At 65.1% G+C, this 16241-nt stretch carries 13 protein-coding genes; 6 read left to right on the top strand and 7 right to left on the bottom strand.

Annotation, left to right across the window (positions count from 1 at the left end; genetic code table 11):
* On the top strand, positions 1-1596 hold the full coding sequence (locus AAG612_RS03535) for a DUF6504 family protein (protein ID WP_342507264.1): 1596 nt from the start codon (positions 1-3) through the stop codon (positions 1594-1596).
* Between the two features lie 28 nt (positions 1597-1624).
* Here the strand turns inward: AAG612_RS03535 and AAG612_RS03530 are convergent, their stop codons facing one another.
* Both AAG612_RS03530 and AAG612_RS03525 read right to left on the bottom strand, forming a co-directional pair.
* Positions 1625-1939: a hypothetical protein gene (locus AAG612_RS03530; RefSeq protein WP_342507262.1), complete on the bottom strand. Its 315-nt coding sequence runs from the start codon at positions 1937-1939 to the stop codon at positions 1625-1627.
* Positions 1940-2078: 139 nt separating this feature from the next.
* A complete protein-coding gene (locus tag AAG612_RS03525) occupies positions 2079-2729 on the bottom strand; it encodes a DUF2490 domain-containing protein (RefSeq protein ID WP_342507260.1) in 651 nt (216 codons plus the stop codon).
* 134 nt (positions 2730-2863) lie between these two features.
* Between AAG612_RS03525 and AAG612_RS03520 the strand changes: the two genes are divergently transcribed.
* From AAG612_RS03520 to AAG612_RS03500, 5 genes are all read left to right on the top strand, one after another.
* Positions 2864-3589 (top strand): hypothetical protein, encoded by a 726-nt coding sequence (locus AAG612_RS03520; RefSeq protein WP_342507258.1) that lies wholly within the window; start codon positions 2864-2866, stop codon positions 3587-3589.
* Positions 3590-3657: 68 nt separating this feature from the next.
* Positions 3658-4899 carry a putative DNA modification/repair radical SAM protein gene (locus AAG612_RS03515; RefSeq protein ID WP_342507256.1) on the top strand — a complete coding sequence of 414 codons (1242 nt, stop codon included), beginning with the start codon at positions 3658-3660 and terminating at the stop codon, positions 4897-4899.
* Between the two features lie 145 nt (positions 4900-5044).
* Positions 5045-6481 carry a UdgX family uracil-DNA binding protein gene (locus tag AAG612_RS03510; RefSeq protein ID WP_342507253.1) on the top strand — a complete coding sequence of 479 codons (1437 nt, stop codon included), beginning with the start codon at positions 5045-5047 and terminating at the stop codon, positions 6479-6481.
* Between the two features lie 119 nt (positions 6482-6600).
* Positions 6601-10332, top strand: coding sequence for an error-prone DNA polymerase (locus AAG612_RS03505; protein WP_342507251.1), 3732 nt, complete (start codon positions 6601-6603; stop codon positions 10330-10332).
* 49 nt (positions 10333-10381) lie between these two features.
* Positions 10382-11098: an extensin-like domain-containing protein gene (locus AAG612_RS03500; RefSeq protein ID WP_342507249.1), complete on the top strand. Its 717-nt coding sequence runs from the start codon at positions 10382-10384 to the stop codon at positions 11096-11098.
* A gap of 208 nt (positions 11099-11306) precedes the next feature.
* On the opposite strand, the gene phoB is transcribed toward AAG612_RS03500, so the two are convergent.
* From phoB to pstC, 5 genes are read right to left on the bottom strand one after another with little or no spacing between them, the layout of a single operon-like run.
* Entirely contained in the window at positions 11307-11996 is a 690-nt protein-coding gene (gene phoB, locus AAG612_RS03495; protein WP_342507247.1) for a phosphate regulon transcriptional regulator PhoB, read from the bottom strand.
* 55 nt (positions 11997-12051) lie between these two features.
* Positions 12052-12723, bottom strand: a complete 672-nt coding sequence (gene phoU, locus AAG612_RS03490; protein ID WP_342507244.1) for a phosphate signaling complex protein PhoU — start codon at positions 12721-12723, stop codon at positions 12052-12054.
* The gene (pstB, locus tag AAG612_RS03485; RefSeq protein WP_342508597.1) at positions 12720-13490 is read right to left on the bottom strand and encodes a phosphate ABC transporter ATP-binding protein PstB; all 771 of its coding nucleotides are present in this window, start codon (positions 13488-13490) and stop codon (positions 12720-12722) included. The genes phoU and pstB overlap by 4 nt, the downstream gene beginning before the upstream one ends.
* 14 nt (positions 13491-13504) lie before the next feature.
* Positions 13505-14785 carry a phosphate ABC transporter permease PstA gene (pstA, locus tag AAG612_RS03480; protein WP_342507242.1) on the bottom strand — a complete coding sequence of 427 codons (1281 nt, stop codon included), beginning with the start codon at positions 14783-14785 and terminating at the stop codon, positions 13505-13507.
* On the bottom strand, positions 14785-16170 hold the full coding sequence (gene pstC / locus AAG612_RS03475; protein WP_342507240.1) for a phosphate ABC transporter permease subunit PstC: 1386 nt from the start codon (positions 16168-16170) through the stop codon (positions 14785-14787). The genes pstA and pstC overlap by 1 nt, the downstream gene beginning before the upstream one ends.
* Between the last annotated feature and the right edge of the window lie 71 nt (positions 16171-16241).

Below are 16241 nucleotides of genomic sequence, written 5' to 3'. Positions count from 1 at the left end.
ATGGCACAGCCCCGTCGCATTCTCTCGATCTGGCTCGCGCGTTTCGCGATCGACTGCTGGCGGCTCGGTGAAGGCTGCGCGCGGGGCGAGGGCGCGGATGCGCAGCCGCTGGTCCTTATCGCCGAGACCGCGCACGGCCCCCGGATCTCGGCGGCCAACGACGCGGCGCGCAATGCAGGCGCACGGATAGGCACGATGCTCGCCGATGCGCGGGCGCTGTGCCCGTCCATCGCGGCGGTGCCGGGCGATCCGGCGGGTGACCTCGATGCGCTGGAAAAGCTCGCCGCGTGGGCGCGGCGCTGGGGGCCATGGTCCGCACTCGACCCGCCCGACGGCCTGCTGGTCGATGTCACTGCCGTCGCGCACCTGTTCGGCGGCGAGGCGAAGCTGCTCGCCGATGTTCATGCGGCATTCGCGGCGCGCGGTTTCGCCATTCGCGGCGCGATCGCGCCCACGGCAGGCGCGGCCTGGGCGCTGGCGCATCACGGGCCGGAGCGCTGCATCCTCGCGCCGGAAGACGACATGGAGGCGCGCCTCTCCGATCTGCCGGTGGCGGCATTGCGGCTCGACGACGACGTGCTGACCGTGCTGCGGCGGCTCGGTCTCAAGCGGCTCGGCGAACTTGGCGGGGTTATCGGAGGCGGGCCGGGGCACAGTGCAGGGCACGGGGCGGGGCGCGACGCGCTCCACCGCCGGTTCCGCAACCGCAAGTCGCCGTCTGCCAATCCGCTGATCCGGATGGACCAGTTGCTGGGCCATGTGCCCGAGCCGCTGCTGCCGGTCGTCCCGCAGCAAATGCCGCTGGTGCAGCGGCGCCTGATGGAGCCGATCCGCCACCGGACGCTGCTCGACCAGGTGCTGACCGATCTGGCGCAGGAGATGGTACGCGAGCTGGAAGGCGCGGGGCAGGGCGGGCGGCGCCTCGATCTCGGGCTATGGCGGGTCGATGGCGAGGTGATCGTCAAGACGCTCGAGCTTGCTGCCGCCACCCGCGATGCAGCCCATATCGTGCGGCTGTTCGGCGAGAAGCTGGCGGATATCGACGCGGGCTTCGGGATCGAGTTGGTGCGCCTGCGCGCCAGCTGGGCCGAGCCGCTGCCGACGGCCCAGGCCGATATCGAAGCCGCGGCGGAGCGGCATGGCACCTCGCTGTCCGCATTCGTCGACCGGCTGACCACCCGGCTCGGCCCCAGGGCGGTGCGCCGCCCGGTGCTCAAGGGCAGCCACGTGCCGGAAAGAGCGCAGCGCTGGCAGCCACCGCTGGAGCCGGAGCCGCCCGCACAGGAAGAAATGCGCTTCCATACGCGCCCGCTGAAGCTGCTCGACCGCGCGGAAAGCATCGCGGTCCTGTATGCGACCCCCGACGGGCTGCCCCAGCGGTTCCGCTGGCGCGGACAGGTGCACGAGATTGCGCGGGTCGAGGGGCCGGAACGGATTGCGCCCGAGTGGTGGCGCGAGCGTGGCTCCACCCGGCTGCGGGATTACTACCGGATCGAGGACGATGCCGGGCGCCGCTACTGGATCTATCGCTATGGCATTGCGGGCGACGGGCGCGGGGGTGCGCCCGAATGGTTCATGCAGGGCCTATGTGCGTGATGTGGGGCGTGACCGGAACGGGGGCCGGTCAGTGACCTGCGAAGGGTGTTCCGAAGACGCCCACGGCAAGCTCCGCCCATACAAGCAGCAGTGTGGCCATGATCGCGAGCACCGCCGCCACGCACCAGGTCGGACGGCCGATATTGCGGATCGCAAACTCGATCGCGAGCGCGGTCGCGCCCAGCAACACTGCCGCAACGCCGAAATCGAACGGCGTCCAGTGGACCTCTCCGGTAAACTGCATCGCAATCAGCGGAGCGATAAGGATTGCGACGAACGAGCCCCACAGGGCCACGCGCCATAACCGGTTGGTCAGTCCCGAAGTGCTCGAAAGATCGTCCATAACGCCTCTCCTTCAGTCTCGATTATGCGTAAATGCAGACCTGAGTGCAAGATACGGAATGCAAACGGCTTTCTCGGGCGAACGACGAACACTTATCCACCGAATGATCCACAGCCGCACACGCGGGCCCGGCGCGCATTCAGAACGCGTATTCGATCCCGATCAGAGGCGCATGGCCGATCTCGTCCGGGCCGCCGGGCTCGAAATCTTGCTGGCGCAGATAGGTGAGGCTCACGCCGAGCCTGTCGCTCACGTCGTAGCCCAGGCCGACCTGCGTGCGCAGCCCCGTCAGCCCGTCGTCTCCACCCGCGCTGGTGCTGCGGAGCGTGACGAAAAGTTCGGCATCGGCACCGGCGGACCAGCGCCCTTCGTCGTCGAGCGGGACCGCCACGCCGAGGCGGGGGCGGAGCCGCAGCCCCATGCGATCGGCACCATCGACGAAACGCTGCTCGAGCCGCAGCCGCGTGCGCAGGAATCCGTGCTTGCCGGAGAGCTGCTGCATGGTGCGGGTCTCGTCTCGCCCACCATCGTTGAACCTCTGCTCGACGGCCCCGGCAAGCGTGAACTCGTCGGAAATGGCCTGCTGCAGCCACAGGCGGAAGAAATAGGTATCGACCCGGCCATCTTCCGAACTGCGGAACCGCTGTGCGGTCTCCAGTTCGAGCGCGGTGTCGTCGTCCAGCGCGGCCGAGACCGAGGGATTGAGCCACAGCTCGAAGGCCTCATCGGCCGCATGGGCGGGGCTCGCGGCGGCCAGAGCCCCCGTAAGGGCAGATACGAGATATTTCATTGCGGGTGCCTCACCGAGATGCCGCCGGCGCATGTCGCCGACCTGCTGTTCGGAAAAACGAAAGAGGGCCGCATTCTGCAATGCGACCCTCTCCCTAGGGGATATTCCTAGTTTGCGCTAAACGGCAGCGAGCTGTGGTGCAGCACGATGTCGAGATCGCCGTCCTCGCCGCGCTCGTAGGCGAAGGAGTATTCGACCTTCGTTTCCGCGCCGTTGGTGCCGGTGAAGTAGTAGTTGCCCATGGCGACCGCCATCGTGCCGTCTTCGCTGACGACGGTCCCATTGTTCTCCCATCGTACAGCGGTGTAGGGCGCGATGGCGAAGCCGCCATCCTCGGTACCTTCGGTGCCGACGAAGTAGCTCAGCGCTTCCTCGTTGGTTTCGCGGAACTGGTCTTCGGCTGCCAGCGTCGGCTTGAAGAGGATCGTCTGGTCGTCGCCATAGGCATAGTGCGTGTTGATATGTTCCTGCGCGCGGGCGCGGAAATCGCCGTCCTCGGTGAAGGTCTGGCCGATCGCGACGATGCCTTCGCCCCATGCCTGCTGGGCCGCTGCGACTTCGGCTCCGGTGATGGCTTCGCCCGAACCTTCGGTGGCGGCGATATCGCCACCTTCGCCCGCCGGGGCTTCGTTGCATGCGGCCAGTGCAAGCGCACCGGTGGCGACAAGAGCAGTTGCGGTAAGTTTTTCATTATGAACTCCACCCCTTGCGCGTTGATGGAGGTTCGAGAATTCATTTCCGTCGAACGCGCATCTTCATCCAGAGGGCATGTTTCAGCCCTTCGACTACGATGCGGTCCGACATCACGCGTCATGAAACGCGCCAGAGGGGCCCGGTCCCGCGTTGCAAAAAACACATAATGGCGCACTTGCGAGTGCCCTAAAGACTAGGTCTAGGCATTGCCGGAGATGGAACATATAAAGAACATATGAGCCATCCACCGATTCTCGAAAAGCTGAAAATTCTCGCCGATGCGGCGAAATACGATGCCTCCTGCGCCTCTTCGGGAACCGCGAAACGCAACAGCACAAGCGGCGGAATCGGCTCGACCGAAGGGATGGGCATCTGCCACGCCTACGCGCCCGATGGACGCTGCATCTCGCTGCTCAAGATCCTGCTGACCAATCACTGCATCTTCGATTGCCACTATTGTATCAATCGCAAGAGTTCGAATGTCCGCCGCGCGCGTTTCACGCCGCAGGAAGTCGCGGACCTGACGCTCAGCTTCTATCGGCGCAATTATATCGAGGGGCTGTTTCTCTCCTCGGGCATCATCAAGAGCTCCGACCACACGATGGAGATGATCGTGGAGGCCGCGCGCATTTTGCGCGAGGAGCATGATTTTCGCGGCTATATCCACTTGAAGACCATCCCCGAGGCGGACCCGGAGATCATCCACCGCGCCGGAATGTATGCCGATCGCGTCTCGATCAATGTCGAGCTGTCCACCGATGCGGGGCTGACGCGCCTCGCGCCGGACAAGGACGCGCGCCAGATCGAAGGCGCGCTGGGCAAGACCAAGGACGATATCGTCGAGGCGAAGGACGCGAAGAAGCGCTTCCGCCACGCGCCGCGCTTTGCCCCGGCGGGCCAGTCGACCCAGATGATCGTGGGTGCGGACACGGCGAGCGATGCGGATATCGTGGGCCGGGCGAGCCGCCTTTACGACAGTTTCAATCTGCGCCGCGTCTATTACAGCGCTTTCTCGCCGATCCCCGATGCCTCGGCCGTGCTGCCGCTGAAGCGCCCGCCGCTGATCCGCGAGCATCGCCTCTACCAGTCGGACTGGCTGATGCGGTTCTACGATTACCGCCCGCAGGAGATCATGCAGGCGACCGAGGCCGACGGAAACCTGCCGCTGGATATTGATCCCAAACTCGCCTGGGCATTGAAGTTTCGCGAGCGCTTTCCGGTCGATGTGAACCGCGCGAGCCGCGAAGACCTGCTGCGCGTGCCGGGGCTGGGGGTAAAGGCGGTGCAGCGCATCCTCGCCTCGCGCCGCCATCGGACCTTGCGGCTCGACGATGTGGCGCGGCTGACCGTGTCGATTACCAAGGTGCGCCCTTTTATCTGCACCCTCGACTGGCGTCCGACCATGCTGACCGATCGTGCGGACCTGCGCGCGCTGCTGGCGCCGAAGCAGGAACAACTGGAGCTGTTTGCGGCATGATGAGGCAAGTGACTTCACCCCTCTCCTTCAGGGGAGGGGCAGCGAGACTTGGGCTTGGCGTTTGCCAAGTCCTGGTCGCAGCGGGGTGGGGCCTTTGCCGCGCTCCCCACCCCCTAACCCGCTCCCCTGAAAGAGAGGGGAAAGAATGACCGCGCTCCAGCATGTTCGCCCGCACGCACACTATACCGTGCAACTGCCCCGCAGCGACGATTTCGCCTTCTGGCGCGAGCGGGCGCGGGCGCTGATCCAGTGCGATATTCCGCCCGACAAGGTCGCGTGGGTGGAACCGGGCGGTACCGACGACCTGTTCTCGAGTGGCGGCATGCGGCTGCCCGCACCCCTCGAAGATGCACCGCCGGTGCGTGCCAGCAAGCGCTACCTTTCGCTCGCCAAGAACGCTGCGCTGCACAGCGATCCCAACCGCTTCGCGCTGCTCTACCGGCTGTTGTGGGGGCTCCAGGCCAATCCCCGGATCATGGAGGACAAGGCCGATCCGGACGTGCGGCGTGTCGAGGAGCTGGATAAGAACGTCCGGCGCGACAGCCACAAGATGCACGCCTTCGTCCGCTTCCGGCAGGTGGAAGACGCGGAAGGCGGCGAGCACTATGTCGCCTGGTTCGAGCCTGAGCATCACATCCTGCGCGCCAATGCGGGCTTCTTCCTGCGCCGCTTTGCGAGCATGCGCTGGTCGATTCTCACTCCGCAAGGCACGCTGCACTGGGATGGCGAAACCATGCGCGAAGGCCCGCCCGCGCAGAAATCGGACGCGCCGCAGGGCGATCCGGTCGAGGACCTGTGGCGCACCTATTATGCGTCGATCTTCAATCCGGCGCGGTTGAAGGTGGGGGCGATGCTCTCCGAAATGCCGCGCAAATACTGGAATAACCTGCCCGAGGCTGCGCTCATCCCCGAACTGATCGCGGGTGCGCAGCAGCGCGAGAGCGAGATGGTGGCGGCAGGCGAGCAGAGTTTCGAGGAACGGCCTGCAAGTCTCATGGCGATCAGCGAGGCGATACAGGCATGCCGCAAATGTCCGATCGGCTGCCTGGATAATCGCGCGGTTATGGGCGAGGGGCCGGATGATGCCACTCTGATGATTGTAGGCGAGCAGCCGGGCGATCGCGAGGATCAGGATGGGCGGCCCTTCGTCGGCCCAGCCGGCCAGCTGCTCGATGGCCATCTGGAACGCGCCGGAATCGATCGCGGCCGCGCCTACGTCACCAATGCGGTCAAACACTTCAAGTTCACGGTGAAGGGCAAGCGGCGGCTCCACCAATCGCCCACCGCCAAGGAGATCGACACCTGCCGCTGGTGGATCGAGGGCGAGCGCGAACTGGTGAAGCCGAAGCTGGTGCTGGCCATGGGGGCCAGCGCCGCGCGTGGGATGTTGGGCAAGACGGTCAGCATTGCGAAGGTGCGCGGGGCACCCATCCCGCTCGATGACGGTAGTGAGCTGTGGATCACTGCGCATCCATCCTACCTGCTGCGCCTCGATGGCGAGGCGCGGGACAAGCAGGCTGCGCTGTTCGATGCCGACCTCGCGGCGGTGCGGGATCGGCTCGAAGAGTTGGCCGCACAATGAGACACTCAATCCATTTCGTCACTCCCGCGAAGGCGGGGGTCCAGCTAACCTTGCCCCGATCGGTGAAGGTGGATGGATCCCTGCCTGCGCAGGGATGACGGGCCGGCGCCGAGGCAAGCATGCCCGAAGCACCGCTCACCCCCGACAAACGCCGGATAGAGATCGATCCCGACGCGATCGATCCGCCGCCACGCGCGCCCTTCGTCGAGCTTGGTCTCGTCTCGTGCTTCAGCTTCCTGCGCGGCAGTTCGGACGCGGTCGATCTGGCGCTGACGGCGCGTGCGCTGGGCTACGACGCGCTGGGGATCGCCGATGCCAACACCATGGCGGGCGTGGTGCGCCTGCATACCGAGGCGAAGATGCTGAAGCTGCGTCCGGTGATCGGCTGCCGGATCGAGACGGTCGAGGGGCTCGCCTTCCTCGCCTACCCGAAAACCCGCGCTGCATATGGCCGCCTGTGCCGTTTGATCAGCCAGGGCCGGATGCAGACTCTATCGGGCGGATGGCAGGACAAGGGCGTGTGCGAAATCTCCCTCGCGATGCTCGCCGCGCATAGCGAGGAGGTGCAGCTGATCCTGCTGCCGCCCGACGATCCGGATGCGCGGTTTACGATCGCGGTGCCGAGCAACGTTATCCCGTTCCGTCATCCCGCTGGCATTTCTAAGGTGCCACTTGCTCGCAAAAGAAGCGGGACCCCGGATCAAGTCCGGGGTGACGACAGGGTCGAGCTAACCGCTCCCTTCCCGGACATCCTCCCCCATCTGATCGCGCAGCTCCCCACGCTGCGCCACCTTGCCGCTGCCTACCTCTATCGCGGGGACGACATCGCGCGGATCGACCGATTGGACGCCATGGCCCGCGCCTATGGCCTCACGCTGCTCGCGACCAACGACGTGCACTATCACGCGCCCGAGCGGCGTCCGTTGAACGACGTCATGACGGCAATCCGCCACAAGACGACGGTGGATGCCGCCGGGCACCTGCTCCACGCCAATGCCGAACGGCACCTGAAATCGCCCGAAGACATGGTCCGCCTGTTCGCCCGCTGGCCTCATGCCGTCATGGCGTCACGCACAATTGCCGATTCCTGCGGCTTCTCGCTCGACGAGCTGCAATACGAATACCCAGACGAGATTTTGCCTGAGGGCGTGAGCCCGCAGGCATTCCTCGAACAGGAGACGTGGAAGGGGGCAAAAGCGCGTTATACCAGCGGCTTGCCGGATACTGTTCGCAAGACGCTTGAGAAGGAGCTGGCAATGATCGGCAAGCTCGATCTCGCGCGATACTTTCTCACCATCAAGGATATCGTCGATTTTGCGCGCACCGAGGTCGATCCGCCGATCTTATGCCAAGGGAGGGGCAGTGCGGCCAACTCGGCGGTCTGCTACGTACTGGGTATCACCTCGGTCGATCCGGCCAAGCACCAGCTGCTGTTCGACCGCTTCATCTCCGAGGAGCGCAAGGAGCCGCCCGATATCGACGTCGATTTCGAGCATGAGCGGCGCGAGGAGGTGATCCAGTATCTTTATCGCAAATATGGCCGCCACCGTGCCGGACTGTGCGCGACGGTGATTCACTACCGCCCGCGCATGGCAATCCGCGAAGTGGGCAAGGCGATGGGGCTGAGCGAAGATGTCACCGCGTCGCTCGCGCGTACCGTATGGGGTGGCTGGGGGCGCGAGATCGGGGAGGATCACGTGGCGGAAACGGGCCTGGACGTCACCGATCCGCACCTAAAGCGAGTTCTGAAACTCACGCAACAAATGATTGGAATGCCAAGGCATCTTTCGCAGCATGTCGGCGGGTTCATCCTCACCCATGGCGACCTGATCGAGACCGTGCCCGTCGGCAATGGCGCCATGCCCGATCGCAGCTTCATCGAGTGGGACAAGGATGATATCGAGGCGCTCGGCATCCTCAAGGTCGACGTGCTGGCGCTGGGCATGCTGACCTGCATCAAGAAGTGCTTCGACCTGCTGGAGGATCACCACCAGCGCCCGCTGCAACTCGCCACCGTGCCGCGCGAAGACCCGGAGACCTACGCGATGCTGCGCAAGGGGGATTCGCTGGGCGTGTTCCAGGTGGAAAGCCGGGCGCAGATGAACATGCTCCCGCGCCTGCGTCCGCGCGAATTCTACGACCTCGTCATCCAGGTCGCGATCGTGCGGCCCGGGCCGATCCAGGGCGACATGGTGCATCCCTATCTCAAGCGCCGCCGGGGCGCCGAACAGGTGGTGATCCCTGCGCCGAGCCAGCAGCACGGGCCCCCGGACGAGCTATCGAGCATTCTCGAACGCACGCTGGGCGTGCCGATTTTCCAGGAACAGGCGATGAAGATCGCGCTCGACGCCGCAAAGTTCTCCAGCCTCGAGGCCAACCGCCTGCGCAAGGCGATGGCGACCTTCCGCAGCCGCGGGATGGTGGACGAATTGCAGGACATGATGGTCGAGCGGATGGTGGCGCGCGGCTACGACCGCGACTTTGCCGAGCGCTGCTTCAACCAGATCCGTGGCTTTGGTGAATATGGTTTTCCGGAAAGCCACGCGGCCAGCTTTGCGCACCTCGTCTACGTCTCCAGCTGGCTCAAATGCCACTTCCCCGCGGCCTTCGCCTGCGCGCTGCTCAATTCACAGCCGATGGGCTTCTACGCGCCCGCGCAGATCGTGCGCGATGCCGCCGAGCATGGCGTGGGCGTGCTGGCGGCGGATGTGAACTGCTCGGACTGGGATTGCACGCTGGAGGATATGCGTGGACCGGATGCCCACCCCGCTGCGACTAGGCAGCAAGCTGCCAAGTCTCGCAAACCCCTCCCGCAAGCGGGAGGGGCAGTGAAGCTTGGCGAACCGCAGGTGAGCCTAGCTGCAACAGGGTGGGCAGAGGAGGACAAGGGCCGCCTCGACCGCCACATCGCGCTCCGCCTCGGCCTGCGTCAGATCGACGGGTTGCCCGAACATGTCGCGGCGAAGCTGGTGGCGGAGCGGGCCGAGCGAGGGCCCTATCGCGACGTTGCCGAATTGCGCGACCGGGCGGGGCTATCGCCTGCCCATGTCGAGCGGCTTGCTTCCGCCGATGCCTTCCAGTCGCTCAATCTGCCGCGCCGCCAGGCGCTGTGGGATGCACGCAGCCTGATCGCATCGCCCGACCTGCCGCTGTTCCGCGCGGCGGACGAGCGCGAGGAGGGGGCGGAAAAGGCCGCTACCCGCCTCCCCGCCATGTCGCTGAGTGAAGAAGTCGTCGCCGATTACCAGACCACGCGGCTCAGCCTGAAGGCGCACCCGATGGCCTTCCTGCGCGCGGATCTGGCCGAACGGGGTTTCGTGCGTGCCAGCGACCTGCGGACCCGCAAGTTCCGCAGCATGGTGCAGGTCGCGGGCGTGGTGCTGATCCGCCAGCGGCCGGGCAGCGCCAAGGGCGTGTGCTTCATCACGCTGGAGGACGAGACAGGGGTCGTGAACCTCGTCGTGTGGCCCGACTTGAAGGAAAAGCAGCGCAAGGTGGTGATGGGATCGCGGCTGATGGAGGTGCGCGGCCGGGTCGAGTATGATGACGAGGTGATCCACGTTATCGCCCAGCACATGACCGATGCGAGCCACCAGCTCGCCCGGCTTTCCGAAGACACGCTGAACTATCAGCTGGCGCGGGCGGACCACGTCAATTCGCCGCTGCCTTCCGGCAAGGCCAACCCGCGCGACGACTTGCGCAGTGGTGCGGACGATCCCGCTAATGGCCCAACCACAAACGATGCGATCCGCCCCCCGATCCGCCCGCGCGATCTGATCGACGAATTGCCCAATACCGGTGGCCATCCGCGCAATGCCCGGATCATTCCCAAATCGCGCGACTTTCATTGAGATGGCAGATGCAAATCCCCGCTTCGACCGGCTCAGGAGCGCCGCGCGCATGTTGCGCCCACTGGCGCGGCTCAGCGCCGACCGGTTCGTGCTCACGATCCTCGTCATGATCGCGGTGCTCGCGGGTGGGCGCGCGTGGCTGGCCGAGAACCCTGGAAGCAATCCGTGGGCACCGCTCGATCTGCGCGACGAGCCGGGCTGGGCGACACCCGCGAAAATCGCGGCTCTGCGCGACGATCCTGCGCAATGTCGCGCCGTGCTGGAGCGTAGCGAGGTGGCTTTTACCCCGCTCGATCCGGTGGGCGAGGCGCCGTGCCTGCGCGACAATCGCACCCGGCTCGATGGCTTTCCTTATGCGGGCGCGCGTCCCGACACGACCTGCGCGATGGCCGCCGCGCTGGAAATCTGGCGGCGCGACAGCGTCCAGCCTGTCGCGCAGGAGATTTTCGGGCAAGACGTCGCCCGGATCGAGCATTTCGGCAGTTTCAGCTGCCGCCGCCTCTACGGGCGCGACGAAGGACCGTGGAGCGAACATGCCACCGCCAATGCGATCGATATTGCAGGATTCGTGCTGGAGGACGGCACCCGCATCGCGATCGTCAATGCATGGGATGGCGAGGATGCCGAGGCCCGCTTCCTGCGGCAGGTGCGCGACGGGGCCTGCGCGGCCTTCGGCACCGTCCTCTCACCCGATTACAACGAGGCGCACCGCGACCATTTTCACCTCGACCAGGAAGGTCGGGGTTTCGGCGGCGTGTGCCGCTAGCGACGATGGGCTGAGGCTTGCGCGCTGTCCTACAGGCGGGCGGATATGCGAAGCCAGCCCGATGCTGCGCACGACCCACCATGCCCGCAACCTTCCGAAGGTTCGCGATCGGGCAGGTTTTCTGCCCCATGACACTGTGTCAGGTGTGTCAGGCTCGGGATTTGAACCCGGTGAAGCGCCAGCCTGTGGGGCGCCGCAAAAGCAGGGTTTACACCGCTTCGAGCGCGTATCCGGCAGACCGGACCGTGCGGATCGGGTCCTTCGCGCCCTCCAGCTCCAGCGCCTTACGCAGGCGGCGGATATGCACATCGACCGTGCGCAGCTCGATGTCGCTGCCTGTACCCCATACGCCGTCGAGCAGCTGCCCTCGGCTGAACACGCGCCCCGGGCTTTCCATGAAGAACTTGAGCAAGCGGTACTCGGTCGGGCCGAGTTGCAGCGGACGTCCGCGCCGTTCGACCTTGTGGGCCACCGGATCGAGCTGGATATCGCCCACCGAAATGGATTCGCCGGCCAGGGCAGGGCGGATGCGGCGCATCACGGCCGCGACGCGGGCCAGCAATTCGCGCGGGGAGAAAGGCTTCGTCAGGTAGTCGTCGGCCCCGGTGTCGAGCCCCCGAACCCGGTCGTCCTCCGCCTCGCGCGCGGTCAGCATGATGATCGGAACGTGCGCGGTTTCCTTGTCGCGCCGCAGCCGACGGCAGACCTCGATCCCGCTGGTGCCTTCGATCATCCAGTCGAGGATGATGAGATCGGGCACGTCCTCGCTCGCCATCAGCAGCGCTTCATCGCCATCGGCGGTCACGCGCACCTGGTAGCCTTCGTTGGCGAAACGAAATTCGAGCAGCTCGGCGAGCGCCGGATCGTCTTCGACGAGGATCAGCTTTGCGGCAGGCACTGGGAGTCTCGCATTCCGATGGACTTCATGGGTGTTAGAACAGGACGGGCCTGTGTCAATTGTCGTCGTCGAGTGGGTAGGAACCGGTCGCGGCGAAGTAGACCATTTCGGCCACGTTGGTCGCATGGTCGCCGATCCGTTCGATGTTGCGGGCAACGAACAGCAGCTGCGCCGCGCTCGAAATGGTCGCAGGGTTTTCGACCATATGGCTGACAAGATTGCGGAAAACCGAATTGTAGAAGGCGTCGACCTTCTTGTCCGAAGCGATCACCTCGAGCGCCAGCGCAGGATCGCGCGCGGCATAGGCGGTCAGCACGTCGTGGACCATCTCCGCCGCAACCTCGCCCATTGCGGGCAGCAGGGTAAGCGGTTCGAACCGCGAGCGTCCCTCGATCCGGCCGACGCGCTTGGCAATGTTCTTGGAATAGTCGCCGATCCGCTCGACCACGCCGGCGATCTTGAGCGCGGCGATCACCTCGCGAAGATCGTCCGCCATCGGGGCGCGCAGGGCAATGATCTTGACCGCCAGCTTGTCGACTTCGACTTCCAGCGTATCGAGCTTGCGATCGTCGGCCACGATCCGTTCGGCAAGCTCTTCGTCGCCGCGGATCAACGCATCGAGCGAGCCTTCCAGTGCGGTTTCCGCGAGCCCACCCATCTCGGTGATGAGCCCACGCAGCCGCGTGATGTCCTCGTCGAAGGCCTTGACGGTGTGCTGGGCAATCATCCATAGCGTCCCGTGATATAGTCTTTGGTGCGCTCTTCGCGCGGATTGGTGAAGATTTCGCCCGTTGGCCCGTATTCGACCATCTTGCCGAGGTGGAAGAAAGCCGTGCGCTGCGAAACGCGGGCGGCCTGCTGCATCGAGTGGGTGACGATCACGATGGCGTAGCGCCCCGCGAGTTCGTCGATCAGTTCCTCGATCTTGGCGGTGGCGATGGGGTCGAGCGCGGAGGCCGGCTCGTCCATCAGGATCACTTCGGGATCGACCGCGATGGCGCGCGCGATGCACAGGCGCTGCTGCTGTCCGCCGGAAAGTGCGGTGCCCGATTCGCTCAGCCGGTCCTTCACCTCGTTCCACAGGCCTGCGCGCTGCAGCGACCGCTCGACGATCTCGTCCAGCTCGCCCTTGCTTTCGGCGAGGCCGTGGATCTTCGGGCCGTAGGCGATGTTGTCGTAAATCGACTTGGGGAACGGATTGGGTTTCTGGAACACCATGCCGACCCGCGCACGCAGCTGAACCACGTCCATCCCGCTGGAATAGATGTTCTCGCCGTCGAGCTCGATATCGCCCTCGACACGCGCGGAGGCGATCGTGTCGTTCATGCGATTGAGTGTGCGCAGGAAGGTCGATTTCCCGCAACCCGAGGGGCCGATGAAGGCGGTGACGAACTTGGTGGGAATGTCGATCGACACATCGTCGATCGCCTTCTTGTCACCATAGTAGACCGAGACGTCGCGCGCGCGCATCTTGGCTTCGGCCTTTTCGTCCATTTCGTGAATTACGGTCACCAGGTTTTCTCGAACTTGTTGCGCAGGAAGATGGCGAGGGCGTTCATGACGAGCAGGAACACCAGTAGCACGATGATCGCGGCGCTGGTTCGCTCGATGAAGCCGCGGTCGATTTCATCCGACCACAGGAAGATCTGCACCGGCAGCACAGTGGCGGGCGAGGTAAAACCGTCCGGCGGGGTCGCCACGAAGGCGCGCATGCCGATCAGCAGCAGCGGGGCGGTTTCGCCCAGCGCACGCGCCATGCCGATGATGGTGCCGGTGAGGATGCCGGGCAGGGCGAGCGGCAACACGTGGTGGAAAACGACCTGCACGGGCGATGCGCCCACCGCCAGCGCGCCATCGCGGATCGAGGGCGGCACCGCCTTGATCGCGTTGCGGCCCGAGATCACGATCACCGGCATCGTCATCAGCGCGAGCGTCATCCCCCCGATCAGCGGGGCGGAGCGCATGTTGGGGAAGATCGTGAGGAACACCGCGAGACCCAGCAGGCCGAAGATGATCGACGGGACTGCCGCGAGATTGTTGATCGACACCTCGATAATGTCGGTCCAGCGGTTCTTGGGCGCATATTCCTCGAGGTAGAGCGCGGAAAGCACGCCGATCGGAAAGGCGAGCGCCAGCGTCACCAGCATTGTCAGGATCGATCCCTTGAGCGCCCCCCACACGCCGACCTGCTGCGGGTCGGTCGCATCGGAACGCGCAAGGAAGCCCCAATCGAGCCGCTTGGCGAGGTGCCCTTCGCGCTCGAGCTGAGCTGCGAGCGCCTGCATCTCCGGCGCGCCTTCGCCGTCCATGCCCATGGCGAGATCGCCACTGGCGGGCAGCCAGAAGGTTTCCTGTCGCTGGAGCAGCGCAGGGTCTGCGCGCAGATCATCGGCGACTTCGCGCCAGGCATCCTCACTCAATTCCTCGGCGCCGGCCTCGCCGATCGCCTGTTCCGCAGAGAACTGGACGATCTGGGGGAGGCCCTGCATTTCCAGCGTCTGGACTGCGCTGGGCTGGCTCATTGTTTCTGCGTCGCCGGCAAGGCCGGAGGCGGCGAAATCGACCGGCACCTGCAGTTCGGCGCGCTGGAAGCCGCCGATGCCGTTGATGGTCATGTTGCCGAGCAGCACGAACAGGATTGTGATCGACACCAGGATCGCGAACAGGCCAAAGAACTTGAAACGCCGTTCGGATGCATAGCGCTGCTTGAGGCGCTTTTCGAACGCGGCGGTTCGGGTCGGCTGGCCGCCGGCTTTGGCCGCGGCATCGGGGCTTACGGGATCACTCATTATTCGTAGGCCTCCCGGAAGCGTTTGACGACGCGCAGGGCGATGAAGTTCAGCAGCAGCGTAACCATGAACAGCACGAAGCCCAGCGCAAAGGCGCTGAGCGTCGCCGGATGATCGAAGCTGCCTTCACCGGTCAGCAGGGCGACGATCTGCACGGTCACCGTGGTCATCGACTCCAGCGGATTCGCCGTGAGATTGGCGGCAGTAGAGGCTGCCATGACGACGATCATGGTTTCCCCGATCGCGCGGCTGACCGCCAGCATCACGCCGCCGACGATGCCAGGCAGGGCGGCGGGGATGAGCACCTTCTTGATCGTTTCGGACTTGGTGGCACCCATGGCCAAGCTCCCGTCGCGCATCGATCCGGGCACGGCTGCGATGCTGTCGTCCGCCATCGAGGAGACGAAGGGAATGATCATCACACCCATGACGAGCCCGGCCGCCAGCGCGCTCTCGGAAGAGGCGTTGGTAACGCCGATCGCCTGGGCTGCGTCACGGATCGCAGGGGCCACCGTCAGCGCGGCGAAATAGCCGTAGACCACGGTCGGTACCCCGGCGAGAACCTCGAGCGCGGGCTTGATGATCTTGCGCCAGCGCGGGCTGGCGTACTGGGTGAGGTAGATTGCGCTCATCATGCCGAGCGGAATGGCGACGATCATGGCAATGATCGCACCGATGAAGATCGTGCCCCAGAACAGCGGGATTGCGCCATAGCGGTCGCCCTGAACCGCGTCTGGATTGGACATCGGGTCGGGGTTCCAGCTCAGGCCGAACAGGAAATCGATCGGCGAGACCATGCCGAAGAAGCGAATCGTCTCGAAAACCAGGCTGGCAAGAATGCCGAAGGTGGTCAGGATCGCGACGAGCGATGCGATCAGCAGCACGGCCATCACCGCGCGTTCCACCTTTACCCGTGCGGTGAATTGCGGCTTCAGGCGGCTAAATGCCCACAGGCCCAGGATAATCGCCATGGCAATGCCGAAAGCGAGGCCGACCAGGCTGTAGAACTGGCTCGCTTCGCGAAACGGTTCGACCAGCGCCTGCGCGTCGGGGTTGAACACGGCTGCCGCATGCCCGTTTGCCACGCTGCGCGCTTCGGCCAGCATGGCGTCGCGCTGAAAGCCGAAAGCGGGCAGATCCTGCGCCGCCGCCGAAGCGAGCACCCACTGTTCGATGAGAATCGGCGAAAGCACGCTCCACAGCGCCGCGAAGAGCACCAGCGGCACGGCGACCCAGATCGCAACGAACCATGCGTGATAGCCGGGGCGCGAAACGACGCGCGGGGCTTCGGGCGACCGGTCGAACGCGCGGGCTCTCGCCCGGCCGGCCAGCCATCCTGCCAGCCCGAGGCCGATCGCTAGCAGAAAAAGAAAAGCGGGAGACATGCTGCCGAAGGGCCCCTTACGTCATGCTTTGGAGGGTCCATCGCCTAGCGCGATCTTGCCCCCGTGTAGTC

The sequence above is a fragment of the Citromicrobium bathyomarinum genome (genome assembly GCF_038594605.1).
In the GTDB taxonomy this organism is placed as follows: Bacteria; Pseudomonadota; Alphaproteobacteria; order Sphingomonadales; family Sphingomonadaceae; genus Alteriqipengyuania; species Alteriqipengyuania bathyomarina_B.
This window is presented reverse-complemented; position numbering and strand designations above follow the sequence as displayed.

What these genes read in the sequence shown, in the direction of transcription:
- AAG612_RS03535 (WP_342507264.1), top strand. Translation starts at nt 1, where the DNA reads ATGGCACAGCCCCGTCGCATTCTCTCGATCTGGCTCGCGCGTTTCGCG.
- AAG612_RS03530 (WP_342507262.1), bottom strand. Translation starts at nt 1,939, where the DNA reads ATGGACGATCTTTCGAGCACTTCGGGACTGACCAACCGGTTATGGCGC.
- AAG612_RS03525 (WP_342507260.1), bottom strand. Translation starts at nt 2,729, where the DNA reads ATGAAATATCTCGTATCTGCCCTTACGGGGGCTCTGGCCGCCGCGAGC.
- AAG612_RS03515 (WP_342507256.1), top strand. Translation starts at nt 3,658, where the DNA reads ATGAGCCATCCACCGATTCTCGAAAAGCTGAAAATTCTCGCCGATGCG.
- AAG612_RS03510 (WP_342507253.1), top strand. Translation starts at nt 5,045, where the DNA reads ATGACCGCGCTCCAGCATGTTCGCCCGCACGCACACTATACCGTGCAA.
- AAG612_RS03505 (WP_342507251.1), top strand. Translation starts at nt 6,601, where the DNA reads ATGCCCGAAGCACCGCTCACCCCCGACAAACGCCGGATAGAGATCGAT.
- AAG612_RS03500 (WP_342507249.1), top strand. Translation starts at nt 10,382, where the DNA reads ATGTTGCGCCCACTGGCGCGGCTCAGCGCCGACCGGTTCGTGCTCACG.
- phoU (WP_342507244.1), bottom strand. Translation starts at nt 12,723, where the DNA reads ATGATTGCCCAGCACACCGTCAAGGCCTTCGACGAGGACATCACGCGG.
- pstB (WP_342508597.1), bottom strand. Translation starts at nt 13,490, where the DNA reads ATGGACGAAAAGGCCGAAGCCAAGATGCGCGCGCGCGACGTCTCGGTC.
- pstA (WP_342507242.1), bottom strand. Translation starts at nt 14,785, where the DNA reads ATGAGTGATCCCGTAAGCCCCGATGCCGCGGCCAAAGCCGGCGGCCAG.
- pstC (WP_342507240.1), bottom strand. Translation starts at nt 16,170, where the DNA reads ATGTCTCCCGCTTTTCTTTTTCTGCTAGCGATCGGCCTCGGGCTGGCA.